This is a genomic window from Acidisoma silvae, assembly GCF_020618775.1.
In the GTDB taxonomy this organism is placed as follows: domain Bacteria; phylum Pseudomonadota; class Alphaproteobacteria; order Acetobacterales; family Acetobacteraceae; genus Acidisoma; species Acidisoma silvae.
On the sequence record NZ_JAESVB010000002.1, the window covers coordinates 174121 to 187528 of the forward strand.

Genomic DNA, 13408 nt, shown 5'->3' on the forward strand with positions numbered 1-13408 from the left:
GCACCCTTGGGGCTGACGGCATGAAGACGCTTCTGGGACCGCGCGGCCGTATCATCGCCAGCGCCTTCCTCGGCCTTGTGCTGATCGTGATGCTGTTCCCCTTCTATACGATCGGGCGTGGCTCGATGGAATTCGCCGGACACCTGTCCTGGCGGAACTGGCAGGTTCTGTTCCAGAATCTGCCGGTGGTGCAGCAGCTGATCAATTCCACCATCGTGACGGTGGGCTCCGTCGCCTGCATTCTCATCATCAGTTCGCTGGCGGCCTTCGCGCTGACGAAGCTCCGCATACCGCGCGGCGGCGCGCTGCTGGGACTGATCGGCGCCAGCATGATGATCCCCATGCAATCGATGATCCTGACGGAATTCATCAATTTTGCGGCCATCGGCGCATCCGACAATTATCTTGCCGTCATCGCGACCTATGCAGCCCTCGGCATCCCCTTCGGCACCTTCCTGATGACCTCCTTCATGCGCGACCTGCCGGATGAACTGGTGGAGGCCGCGCAGATCGACGGCATGCCCTATTGGCGGATTTTCGCCAATGTCATCCTGCCACTCAGCGCGCCCGCCCTGCTCGCCGTCGGCGTGCTGCAATTCATCCAGATCTGGGACGATCTGCTGGTGGCGCTGATCTTTTTGCAGGAACCCGCCGTGCGCACCATCACGGTTGGCCTTGCCGTGCTGCAATCAGGCCGCGTGCTGGATATTCCCGTGCTGCTTGCCGGATCGCTGCTGAGCGCCCTGCCCGCGATGCTTGCCTATCTGTTGTTTCAACGTGCGCTGATCGGCGGCCTGACGCTAGGTATCGGCAAGTGACCGGAGACCATTCATGACGGGCAAGCGCCTGCGTTCCCAAGCCTGGTTCGGCGGCGACGGCAAGAATGCCATCATGTATCGCAGCTGGATGAAGAATCAGGGCATGCCGCCGGATTCCTTCGACGGCCGCCCTGTCATCGGCATCTGCAATACCTGGTCGGAATTGACCCCTTGCAACGCCCATCTGCGCGACCTCGCCGAGCGGGTGAAGCGTGGCGTGTACGAGGCCGGCGGCTTTCCGGTCGAATTTCCTGTCATGTCGCTCGGCGAATCCAATCTGCGCCCGACCGCCATGCTGTATCGCAATCTGGCCTCGATGGATGTTGAGGAATCGATTCGCGGCAACCCGATCGACGGGGTGGTGCTGCTGGTCGGCTGCGACAAGACAACGCCATCGCTGCTGATGGGGGCAGCGTCCTGCGACCTGCCGACCATCGTGCTGTCGGGCGGACCGATGCTGAACGGGCGCGTGCGGGGTGAACCTGTCGGTTCCGGCACCGCCGTTTGGCGCTACAGCGAGGACGTCAAGGCCGGCCGCATGACGCTCAAGGACTTCATGGATGCCGAAGCCGGCATGGCGCGCTCGGCCGGCAGCTGTATGACGATGGGCACGGCGTCCACCATGGCCAGCATGGTCGAAGCGCTGGGCGTCGCTTTGCCCGAGAATGCGGCTTTGCCCGCCGTCGATGCCCGGCGCGGGGTGCTGGCGCAACTCACCGGCCGGCGCATCGTGGATATGGTGCATGAAGACCAGCGCCTGTCTTCCATCCTTATCCCCGCCGCCTTCCGCAATGCCATTCGCGTCAATGGCGCCATTGGCGGCTCCACCAATGCCGTGCTGCATCTGATCGCCATTGCCGGGCGCATCGGCGTGCCGCTGAGCTTGGATGACTGGGATACGCTCGGCCGCGATATTCCGACGATCGTCGACCTGCAACCCTCGGGCCGGTTTTTGATGGAGGAGTTCTGCTACGCGGGCGGATTGCCCGTGGTGATGAAGGCACTCGCCAAGATCGGCAAGCTGGAGGGGGGCGCGCCCAGTGTGACCGGTCAATCGGTCTGGGAGAATGTCCGGCAGGCCGAGAATTTCAATCCCGAGGTGATCAGGTCTTTCGACAACGCCTTGACGCCGGAAGGCGGCATTGCCGTGCTGCGCGGCAATCTGGCCCCCAATGGCGCGGTGATCAAACCTTCCGCTGCGACCCCGGCCTTGATGCAGCATCGCGGCCGGGCGGTGGTTTTCGACACGATCGACGACTATCACAGCCGCATCAACGACCCGGACCTCGATATCGACGAGAGCTGCATCATGGTGCTGCGCAATTGCGGCCCGCGCGGCTATCCCGGCATGGCGGAGGTCGGCAATATGGGCCTGCCGCCGAAGATCCTCGCGCGTGGCATTACCGATATGGTTCGCATCTCCGACGCCCGCATGTCCGGCACGGCTTATGGCACCGTGGTGCTGCATGTGGCGCCCGAGGCCGCCGCCGGCGGGCCGCTGGCCTTGGTGCGGGAGGGCGATATGATCACGCTCGACGTGGCGGCACGGTCCCTGGTCCTGGAAGTGGCCGAGGACGAGTTGGAGAAGCGGCGCGCGCAATGGCAGCCGATGGCGCCGCCGATTTCAGGCTATCAGAGCCTTTATATCCAGCATGTGATGCAGGCCGATCGCGGGGCCGATTTCGACTTTCTCGTCGGTTGCCGTGGCGCGGACGTGCCGGCCCAGTCGCACTGACAGCGCTAATAGGCTTTCATCAGCAGCAAGGATTGGCCGGCGGTCAGTCTTTGCTGCCAGCATGACAACCTTCATAATTCTGCAACAATTTCTGCGCATGACAAGACAAGTCCGTGACGTGTTTTTGAACTGTTGTGCGCGAGACCCTCTTACACTTTCCATGCCCTGCACCAAGTCATAGGTTAGTGCAGCATGTGAGGCGAGCTCACGATCGCGTGTGAGGTTTCAGTCCGCTCATGGCATCCTTCGATCTGAAGTCCCTTATCGGCAAGCTTTCCCCTCACGGCCGACGCGCTCTCGAAGCAGCCGCGGGCCTCACCCTGTCACGCAGCAATTATAATGTGGAGGTGGAGCATTGGCTGCTGAAGCTGATCGATGACGTCGATACCGATATTCCATTGCTGATGAAGCATTTCGCAGTGGATTCCGGACGGTTGGAGACGCAGTTGCTCAAATCGCTCGACAGCCTGCGCACCGGCAATGCGCGCGCGCCCGCACTCTCTCCCGATCTCATCACGCTGATGCAGCAAGGCTGGCTTTTCGCGTCACTCGAAAAGGGCGCGAGCCAGATTCGCTCGGGTCATCTTTTCTGGGCCCTGCTGAGCGACGCCGTGCTGTCACGCCGCGTGCGGGAGAACCTGCCCGCGCTGGAACAGATTGGGCCGGAGGCCGTAACCAGGGACTTCGCGGCGGCGCTTGCTCTCAGCACCGAAAATCCTGTGGACATGGGCAGCGACGCGTCCCGCCCCGCCAGCGCCGCAGCCCCCACGTCAAGCGGGTCGCTTGGTCAATTCACCATCAACCTGACGGCACGCGCACGCGCCGGCAAGATCGATCCGATATTGGGCCGCGATCCCGAAATCCGCCAGATGATCGATATTCTGACCCGTCGGCGACAGAACAATCCTATTCTCACGGGTGAAGCCGGTGTCGGCAAAACCGCCGTGGTGGAAGGTTTCGCCGTGCGGCTGGCGACCGGCGACGTGCCGCCACTGCTGCGCGGCGTGGAACTGCTGACGCTCGATCTGGGCCTGCTGCAAGCCGGCGCCGGCGTGAAAGGGGAATTCGAGAACCGTTTGAAATCGGTGATCGAAGAGGTCAATGCCTCCCCCAAACCCATTATCCTGTTCATCGACGAAGCGCATACGCTGATCGGCGCCGGTGGCACGGCCGGCCAGGGCGATGCCGCCAACCTCATCAAACCGGCGCTGGCGCGTGGAGAGTTGCGCACCATCGCCGCCACGACCTGGGCGGAATATAAAAAGTATTTCGAAAAAGACCCAGCGCTGGCGAGGCGCTTTCAGGTCATCAAGGTCGAGGAGCCGACCGAACCCGTCGCAATCTCGATGATCCGCAACATGGTGGCGGTGCTTGAAGCGCATCACAAGGTGCGCATTTTCGACGAAGCGGTGGAAGCGGCGGTACGTCTCTCCGCCCGCTATATCCCCAGCCGGCAGCTTCCAGACAAAGCCGTATCGCTGCTCGATACAAGCTGCGCGCGCGTGGCCATGAGCCAGTCCACCATTCCGCCGTCGATCGAGGATCTGCAACGGCGGATCGGCCTGATCGACACGGAACTGGCGATGCTGGCGCGCGAGACCTCCATGGGCGACGACCACCAGACCAGGATCGACGGGCTGAACAGCGAACGCATGGAGACAGACACTGCGCTCGGCGCCCTTTCGGCACGGTGGGAGGACGAAAAGACCCTCGTGGCGAAGCTCGGCGAACTCCGCAGTGCCATCGAGGCACCGGCCGAGGACGGGGCAGCCGAGATCGTGTCGACCGAGGCGCTGCGGACCCAGTTGCAGGAAACCTCCCGCGCGCTGGCCGCGCTGCAGGGCGAACACCCGCTCGTCTTCCCCATTGTCGATTTGCAGGCTGTCGCCGCCATCGTCGAGAATTGGACGGGCATTCCGGCGGGCCGCATGCGCTCGGATGAAATTGCAACCATCCTCCGCCTGGAAGAGGCACTGGGCAAGCGCATCATCGGCCAAAGCCATGCGCTTGCGGCAGTGTCGGAAGCAATCCGCACGTCCCGCGCGCAGTTGACCGATCCACGCAAGCCCATCGGGGTCTTCCTCATGGTCGGCACCTCGGGCGTCGGCAAGACGGAAACGGCTCTGGCTTTGGCGGACCTGCTGTATGGCGGAGACCAGAACGTCACCACCATCAATATGACCGAGTTCAAGGAAGAGCATAAGGTCAGCCTGCTGATGGGCAGCCCGCCCGGCTATGTCGGCTACGGCGAGGGCGGAATCCTGACGGAAGCCGTGCGGCGCAGGCCCTATTCCGTCATCCTGCTGGATGAGATGGAGAAGGCCCATCCCGGCGTGCAGGACGTGTTCTTCCAGGTCTTCGACAAAGGGAACATGAAAGACGGCGAAGGCCGTGATATCGACTTCAAGAATACCGTCATCATCATGACATCCAATGCTGGGACAGACGTAATCACCCGCGCTTTCGCCGATCCGGAGCGATTGCCTGACGCCGCGACACTGGCCGAAGCTCTGCAGCCGGATCTGACGAAATATTTCAAGCCGGCCTTCCTCGGCCGCGTGACGCTGGTACCTTATTTCCCGCTGTCGCAGGACGATCTGGGCAAAATCATCGCGCTGCAACTGGGTCGCGTCCGCAAGCGTGTGGCGGATGCCTATGGCGCAAGCTTCGACTATGCGCCTGGCGTGGTGGAGGTCATTGCTTCGCGCTGCACGGAAGCCTCGTCCGGCGCCCGCAATATCGAAAAGATCCTCTCCCGCACCGTATTGCCTGAACTCTCCGCCGAGGTTCTGGCACGTCTGGCGGCCGGCGAGGCCATCACCGCCGTGACCCTTGGTTTGGGCGAGGACGGGCTTTTCACCTACACGCTGCGCTAACCAGGGATCGCCCTGGACAGATCGTCGATCATGCCGTGACAGCGGGCCGCCAAGTTGTCGATGGCCCCTGGTAATCCCCATCGCCTAGACTCCCGATCCAAGCACCAGCGTCTTGGAAGGGAACACCGTGAAAGCTGCCGTTCTCCATCAACCGGGACAGCCTCTGACGATCGAGGAGGTGGAAATCGCGCGGCCCGCCGCGCGCGAAGTGCTGGTCCGCACGGCCGTCACCGGCCTTTGCCATAGCGACCTGCATTTCATCGACGGCGCCTTTCCTCACCCTTTGCCGCTCGTGCTGGGCCATGAGGCCGCCGGCATTGTGGAAGCGGTCGGCAGCGACGTCACCTATGTTCGCCCCGGCGACCCGGTCGTGCTGTGCCTGTCCGTCTTTTGCGGCCATTGCCGCCACTGCCTGACCGGGCATCCCGCCATGTGCGACACGCCGGAAGTGAACCTGCCGCCCGGCACGTCCCGCCGCCTGTCCTGGCAGGGCGAAGTGCTGCACCAGTTCTACAATACATCGACCTTCGCCGAGCAGGTTCTGGTGCATGAACATGCGCTGGTGAAGGTGCGGCCCGATATGCCGCTGGATCGCGCGGCGCTGCTGGGCTGCGCGGTGCTGACCGGCACCGGCGCTGTCTTTCACCGCGCGGGCGTCAGGCCGGGCGAGACCGTCGCCGTCATCGGCTGCGGCGGTGTCGGGCTCGCCGCCGTCAATGGCGCGGCGCTGGCGGGTGCCGGACGCATCATCGCCATCGACACGCAGGCATCGAAACTCACCCTCGCCAAAACCCTTGGCGCCACCGACGTCATTGACGCTTCAGCCGGCGATATCGCGGAGCAGGTGCTGGAACTGACCCATGGCGGGGTCGACCATGCCATTGAATGCATCGGCTTAAAGCGCACGGCAGAAGCCGCCTTCGCCATGCTGGCCCCGCGCGGCATGGCGACCATCGTCGGCATTCCGCCCTGGGGTACGAAGCTGGAACTGGACGCCATCGCCATGCTGGCGGATCGGCGCATTCAGGGCAGCCGCATGGGGTCCAACCGCTTCCGGCTCGATATTCCGCAACTCGTCGATTTCTACCTCCAAGGCCGGCTGCATCTGGATCACATGATCTCGGACCGGCTGACCCTGCCTGAGATCAATACGGGCTTCGCGCGCATGCGGGCTGGCACCGCCGTGCGGCAGATCGTCCTTTTCTGAACGGATAAAAACGATGCGTATTCTTGTGCTCGGCGGCGCCGGCGCCATGGCAAGCGGCACCGTCCGCGACCTCATCTCTCCTCTTCAGGACCAGATCACGCAAGTTGTGGTCGCCGACCGGCTGCTTGGCCCGGCGCAGGCTTTGGTTCAGACGCTCGGCGATCCGCGCCTGTCCGCCGTCGAGGTCGATGTCGCGGATAGTCTGGCGCTGGCCGCCCTGCTCGCCGATTGCGACCTTTGCATCAATGCGGTGCCGACTTTCGCCGGCCAGCAGATGGTGATTTTCGATGCCTGCCGTCAGGCGGGCAAGCCGTATGTCGATTACGGCGGCATGGGCGTGCTGACGGTAGAACAGAAGAAGCATCATGCTGCCTGGGCCCGCGCCGGTGTGACAGCCGTTCTGGGCCTGGGCGCCGATCCCGGCATTTCCAACATGGTCTGCCGCGCGGTCGCCGACCGGCTGGATGAGATCGACCGCATCAATCTCTTTTGGGTCGCCAAGAATTTCGGCGCCCCCAGCCCGGTACTGGTGCCGCCCTATTCGCTGGCCACCCTGCTGGCCGAATATGCCAATCCGTCACAGCAGTTTCTGGACGGGCGGTTGCAGCAGGTGGGACCGCGCAGCGGCCATGAAACGCTGATCCTGCCCGAGCCCTGGGGGCGGACGGAATTCATGTACACCCAGCATTCCGAGCCTCTGACGGTGCCATTCTCGGAAGGCATTCACGACAAGGGCATTCGCGAATTCACGTGGAAGCTGCATCTGCCTGAGCACGAGCACAAAGCCTGGCTGGCGCTCTGCTCCGCTGGTTTCGACGATTATGACGAGCCGATCGACGTGAAGGGGCAGACCGTCAAGCCGCTCGACCTGCTGGACGCGCTGATCCGCCGCAATATCGAACGGCGCGGCGACCAGATTCCGGCGAGCGAAATCCACGAGCTGCATCTGGCCGTGGGCGAAGGCAAGATCGCCGGGCAGACGAGCCGCATCAATTGCGCCGTCATCGGCAAGCCGAACCCGGCCTATGACGGCTATAACGACCCGGCGACCTCCATCGGGCTTGCGATCGGGGTGCAACTGATGCTGCGCGGCGGCATTCGCCCGGGCGTCTGGGCGCCGGAAGAATGTTTTGAGACCGCGCCCTTCTTCGCCGAACTGCGCCGCCGCCATTTTGCCGTGCTGGACGATCTGCCGCTGGGTGGCGCCCACGCGCCCCGGATTGGACAAGGGACTGGACAGATTGTCCAGGAAATACCAGCCTGATCCTGCTAACCTGTCGATGGCGAAGCAGAGTGGCCCTGGCCTAGCGTTTCTTTAAGATTTCACCCAAGGAGAAGGCTTTCGATGCTGCGACGCACCGCCCTCGTCTCTGCCAGCTGCGCCATGCTTGCCAGCATCGCCGCAGCCCTGCCGGTCCCGGCCCATGCCGCCGGCAAGTCCGTTACCGTCTTCAACTGGGCCGACTATTTCGCGCCCGACGCCTTCGCCAATTTCCAGAAGGCGACCGGCATCACCGCCAATCTGTCCGTCTATGACAGCGAGGAGATGATGGATGCCAAGATTATGGCCGGCAATACGGGCTTCGACGTCGTCGTCGCCAATGCCGAGCCCTATCTGGCGACCGAAGCTCAGGCCGGCGCTTTTCAGGAACTTGACCGTTCCAAAATCCCGAACTGGAAGAATCTCGATCCTGACCTGATGGCGATCTTGGCCAAGGCCGACCCGGGCAATAAATACGCGGTGATCTATGACTGGGGCACCGTCGGCCTCGGCTATAACCCGACGCTGGTGGCGAAATACTTGCCCAACGCGCCGACCGATTCCTGGGCACTGCTGTTCGACCCCAAGAATGCCGCCGCCTTGCAGAAATGCGGCATCAATATCATCGACAGCGCCGCCATCATGACGCCGATCATCCTGAAATATCTGGGCCTTGACCCGGACAGCCAGAACCCCGCCGATCTCAAGAAGGTCGCCGTCGTGCTCAAGGGCATCCGCCCCTATATGAAGACGATCAGCCAAACGACCTGGCTGGCTGACCTCGCAACCGGCAATCTGTGCCTCTCGGTCGGCTGGAACGGCGACGTGCTACAGGCGTCCAAGCGTGCGAAGGCTGCCAATGCCGGCGTCTCCGTCAATTACGTGCTGCCGAAGGAAGGCTCCATCATCTGGTTCGATACCTACGCGATGCCCAAAAACGCGCCGAACCAGGACAATGGCTATGCCTTCATCAATTACATGCTGAGCCCGGAAGGTGCCGCCGATAACAGCAACTACACCAATTACGCGAATGGCGTGCCGGCCAGCGAGAAGCTGATGCGCCAGGATCTGGTGACCAATCCGCAGGTCTTCCCGCCGAAAAGCGATGTCTCCCGCCTCTTCATGCAGTCCCCCGTGCAGCCGCATTACGAGCGCATCCGCACGCGGACCTGGGAAGACTTCAAGAACGAAAGCTGATCTCCCCCTATGAGCGCTGACGGCACAATGCAGTTCACGCCGACGGATGGAGCAAACGCGCTCCATCCGCCGCATATCCGCATCGAAGGCGTCAGCAAGCGCTTCGGCGGCTTCACGGCCGTGCGCGACATCGACCTGACCATCGGACGGGGCGAGCTTTTCGCCCTGCTCGGCGGATCGGGCTGCGGCAAGACCACGCTGCTGCGCATGCTGGCGGGCTTCGCCGATCCATCCACCGGCCGCATCCATATCGGCGACCGGGATGTGACCCATCTGCCGCCCTATGAGCGGCCGGTGAATATGATGTTCCAGTCCTATGCGTTGTTTCCGCATATGACGGTCGCCGCCAACATCGCTTTTGGCCTCAAGCGCGAGGGCCTGCCCAAGCCAGAGATCGCGCGCCGCGTCGAGGAAGCTCTGGCGCTGGTCAAGCTGGACGGTCTGGGTGGGCGCAAGCCCGCGCAGCTTTCCGGCGGCCAGCGGCAGCGCGTGGCGCTGGCCCGCGCCGTCGTCAAACGCCCGGAAGTTCTGCTTCTGGACGAGCCCATGTCCGCTCTCGATAAGAAGCTGCGCGAACATACCCAATTCGAACTCATGGCCATCCAGCGCCAGCTCGGCATCACCTTCGTCATGGTCACCCATGACCAGGAGGAGGCGATGGCCATGGCAACCCGCATCGCGGTGATGGATGGCGGCCGCATCATGCAGGTGGGCTCGCCCCGCGATATCTATGAAACGCCGCGCAGCCTCTTCGTGGCCGATTTCATCGGTTCGGTGAATATGCTGGAAGGCCAGGTTGTGGAGACCCAAGGCGCGGAAGCCGCCATGGACTGTCCTGCCCTTGGCCGGCGGATTGTCTTCGCGGCCGGCCGCAATCTGGCCCTGGGCGAGACCGTGGCGCTGGCCCTGAGGCCGGAGCGCATAACGATCGGGCAGGCCGCATCCGGCGCCAATCACGTTCATGGACAGATTCAGGCGCTTGCCTATCATGGCGGCGCCTCGGTCTTTCGCGTCCTGCTGCCGACCGGCACGCTTTTGCAGGTGACCCGCCCCAATCTGGTGGAGGGTAGCGGCAGCACGCTTGCCATCGGCGATGCCGTCACGCTGTCCTGGTCGCCGCAGGCGACGACCGTGATCGAGACCTGACGATGCGCCCGCTCCTCTCCCTCGTCTCAGGTGCCTGGGGCCGGCGGATCGTCATCGGCCTGCCCTTTCTGTGGCTGGCCCTGTTTTTCCTGCTGCCCTTTCTGGTGACGTTGAAGATTGCCTTCTCGCCCAGCATCAACGGCATTCCGCCGATCGGCCCCATCCTGGGCCTGACCGATGACGGGGCCTTACGCATCACGCTGCATATCGAGAACTGGAGCTATCTGTTCCAGGATCCGAGCTATGTCATCGCCTATGGCCGGTCGCTGCTGACCGCGGCGATTACGACCGTGCTATGCCTGGTCATCGGCTATCCCATGGCCTATCGCATCGCCCGCGCGTCACCCCGCATGCGGCCGCTGCTGCTGATATTGGTCATCATGCCCTTCTGGACGTCCTTCCTGATCCGCGTCTACGCCTGGATCGGCATCCTGAAAGACAATGGCCTGATCAACAATTTCCTGCTCTGGACCCGTATCATTCATCAGCCGTTGCAGATGATGAACACGCAATTCGCGGTCCATCTGGTGATGACCTATGCCTATCTGCCCTTCATGCTGCTGCCGCTGTACACAACCTTGGAGAAGCTGGACCTCAGCCTGCTGGAAGCAGCCAGCGACCTTGGCGGACGGCCCATCATCAGCTTCCTGACCGTCACCCTGCCGCTGTCCCTGCCCGGCATCGTCGCGGGTTCGCTGCTGGTCTTCATCCCGGCTGTGGGTGAATTCATCATCCCGACATTGGTCGGCAGTCCCGGCCATCAGATGATAGCCTCGGTCGTCTTCGACGAGTTTTTCAGCAATCGCGACTGGCCGACCGCATCCGCCGTGGCCACCGCCGTCGTTCTTCTGCTGCTGGTTCCGATCCTGGCTTTGGTCTGGCTGCGGCAGCGGAATGACGCGAAGCTGATCGCATCGTCATGACCCCTGTTCTCTCCTGGCGGCTGCTGACGGCCATGCTCATCGCGGGGCTCGCCTTCCTTTACGCCCCGATCATCATCCTGGTGATCTATTCCTTCAACGCCTCGCCCATGGTCACGATCTGGACCGGGGTTTCGGCGAAATGGTACGGCGTTCTGGCGCATGACCAGGAAATTCTGCGCGCCGCGCGTGTCTCCATCGAAATCGCGCTCATCTCGGCCACGGGCTCCACCATCATCGGCACGCTCGCGGGCTATGCGCTCAGCCGGTTCCGGCGCTTCCGTGGCCGGTCCTTCTTCATGGGCCTCGTCATGGCGCCGCTGGTGATGCCCGAAATCGTCTCCGGCATCGCGCTGCTGCTGATGTTCGTGGGCAGCGAACAGCTTTTCGGCTGGCCGCATGGGCGCGGCATCGTGACGATCTGCGCCGCCCATATCACTTTTTGCAGCGCCTATGTGGCGATCGTCATTCAAAGCCGTCTGGCGGGGTTCGACACATCGCTGGAAGAAGCGGCGCTGGATCTGGGGGCGATGCCCATGACCGTCTTCGGCCTCGTCACCCTGCCCTTGATCCTGCCCGGCATCGTCTCCGCCTGGCTGCTCGCTTTCTCGCTCAGCATCGACGACGTCATCGTCAGCGAATTCACCTCCGGGCCGGGGTCCACCACCCTGCCGCTGGTCATCTTTTCGCGCGTGCATCTGGGCGTCAGCCCCGAGGTCAACGCGCTTGCCACCATCATCATCGCGATCGTGCTGACGGCAACGGCGCTTCTCACCTTTGCCCGCCTGAAACGGCGGGCGGAGGGATGACCGCCATGCCGAACCGCCGCGATTGCCCAGGAACCGAGCCATGAGCGCACGCAGAGACGGCCGCCAGATCCATTTCATGCTGCTGGAAATGGGCGCCATCAGTCACAACAATTACGGTCTGTGGCGCCACCCGGACAATCAGCGCCGCAATTTCGGCGATCTCGCCTTCTGGATCGAACAAGCCCGGCAACTGGAACGCGGCATGTTCGACGCCATCTTTTTTGCCGATACGCTCGGCATTTCAGCGGGCTTCGGCGGCGCGCCGGACGTGGCGCTGCGCGAAGGCATGCATGTGCCGATCCATGATCCGCTGACCCTGATCCCCGCCATGGCGGCGGTGACGAAGCATCTGGGCTTCGCCGCCACCAGCTCCACGACCTATGAACATCCCTTCTCCTTCGCCCGGCGCATGAGCTCGCTCGATATGCTCAGCGGCGGCCGGGTGGGGTGGAATATCGTCACATCCTACCTGCCGGGGGCGGCGGCCAATTTCGGCATCGAACCCATGCCGCATGAGACGCGCTATGACCGCGCCCAGGAATATGCCGAGGTCGCCTTCAAGCTTTGGGAACAGAGCTGGGACGAAGACGCGGTGCGCCTGGACAAGGAAGCGTCCATGGTCAGCGACCCGGCCAAGGTCCATGCCATCAACCACGAAGGGACGCATTTCAAGGTCGCCGGGCCGCATCTGATGTGTCCGACGCCGCAGCGCACGCCTGTCATCTTCCAGGCCGGCAGTTCCGACCGTGGCCGCGAATTCGCGGCCAAACATGCCGAGGGCATCTTCATCGGCGGCTATACCGAAGACATCCTGCTCAGCCATGTGCAGGATATCCGGCGCATCGCCGCGGCGGCGGGGCGCGGCCATGACGAGGTGAGACTCTTTGCAGAAGGCAATGTCGTCTGTGCCGCGACCGATGCCGAGGCCGAGGCCAAGCTGGCGGACTATATGAAACTGGCCAGCGCGGACGGCTATCTGGCCCATCGCTTCGGGTCGGGGATGGATCTGTCCCGCTACGGCCATCACGAAAAGATCGAGGATATCGTGGCCGCCGGTGGCCCCGGCGCGGATCATATGGCGCGCTACCCCTTTCCGGCAGGATGGACAGTCGGCGACATCATCGAGGATGCGGCGCGGCTGGACCGCAAGCGCCTGTTCGTCTGCGGCGGGCCTGAGAAATGCGCGGATGAGATCGAGCGCTGGTCAGACACGTTCGACCTCGACGGCTTTCTCATGCGGGGCTTTCTGGCCCCCGGCACGGCACGGGACTTCGCCGATTTCGTGGTGCCGGAATTGCAGCGCCGTGGCCGCTACCGCACGCAATACGAAGGCACAACCTTGCGGGAAAACCTGTTCGGTGCCGGGCATAAGCGACTGCCCGACAGCCATCCGGGTGCCGCCTATCGCCGCGCGCCCCAGGGCGCGGAATAGGCTTGCG

The 13408-nt window shown here is 63.2% G+C and carries 10 protein-coding genes; all 10 read left to right on the forward strand.

The window, feature by feature from the left end; translation table 11 throughout:
- Positions 1–20 precede the first annotated feature (20 nt).
- Positions 21–818: a carbohydrate ABC transporter permease gene (locus ASILVAE211_RS05340; protein ID WP_227320267.1), complete on the forward strand. Its 798-nt coding sequence runs from the start codon at positions 21–23 to the stop codon at positions 816–818.
- 13 nt (positions 819–831) lie between these two features.
- The gene (locus tag ASILVAE211_RS05345) at positions 832–2553 is read left to right on the forward strand and encodes an IlvD/Edd family dehydratase (RefSeq protein ID WP_227320268.1); all 1722 of its coding nucleotides are present in this window, start codon (positions 832–834) and stop codon (positions 2551–2553) included.
- Positions 2554–2789: 236 nt separating this feature from the next.
- Positions 2790–5429 carry a type VI secretion system ATPase TssH gene (tssH, locus tag ASILVAE211_RS05350; RefSeq protein ID WP_227320269.1) on the forward strand — a complete coding sequence of 880 codons (2640 nt, stop codon included), beginning with the start codon at positions 2790–2792 and terminating at the stop codon, positions 5427–5429.
- A 127-nt stretch (positions 5430–5556) separates the two neighbouring features.
- Complete coding sequence (locus tag ASILVAE211_RS05355; RefSeq protein ID WP_227320270.1) at positions 5557–6636, forward strand: Zn-dependent alcohol dehydrogenase; 1080 nt, start codon at positions 5557–5559, stop codon at positions 6634–6636.
- 13 nt (positions 6637–6649) lie between these two features.
- Positions 6650–7900 carry a saccharopine dehydrogenase family protein gene (locus ASILVAE211_RS05360; RefSeq protein WP_227320271.1) on the forward strand — a complete coding sequence of 417 codons (1251 nt, stop codon included), beginning with the start codon at positions 6650–6652 and terminating at the stop codon, positions 7898–7900.
- Positions 7901–7981: 81 nt separating this feature from the next.
- On the forward strand, positions 7982–9094 hold the full coding sequence (locus ASILVAE211_RS05365) for an extracellular solute-binding protein (protein WP_227320272.1): 1113 nt from the start codon (positions 7982–7984) through the stop codon (positions 9092–9094).
- A 9-nt stretch (positions 9095–9103) separates the two neighbouring features.
- Positions 9104–10240 carry an ABC transporter ATP-binding protein gene (locus ASILVAE211_RS05370; RefSeq protein WP_227320273.1) on the forward strand — a complete coding sequence of 379 codons (1137 nt, stop codon included), beginning with the start codon at positions 9104–9106 and terminating at the stop codon, positions 10238–10240.
- Between the two features lie 2 nt (positions 10241–10242).
- A complete protein-coding gene (locus ASILVAE211_RS05375; protein WP_227320274.1) occupies positions 10243–11163 on the forward strand; it encodes an ABC transporter permease in 921 nt (306 codons plus the stop codon).
- The gene (locus tag ASILVAE211_RS05380) at positions 11160–11969 is read left to right on the forward strand and encodes an ABC transporter permease subunit (RefSeq protein ID WP_227320275.1); all 810 of its coding nucleotides are present in this window, start codon (positions 11160–11162) and stop codon (positions 11967–11969) included. The genes ASILVAE211_RS05375 and ASILVAE211_RS05380 overlap by 4 nt, the downstream gene beginning before the upstream one ends.
- A 40-nt stretch (positions 11970–12009) precedes the next feature.
- Positions 12010–13401, forward strand: a complete 1392-nt coding sequence (locus tag ASILVAE211_RS05385) for an LLM class flavin-dependent oxidoreductase (protein WP_227320276.1) — start codon at positions 12010–12012, stop codon at positions 13399–13401.
- Positions 13402–13408 lie beyond the last annotated feature (7 nt).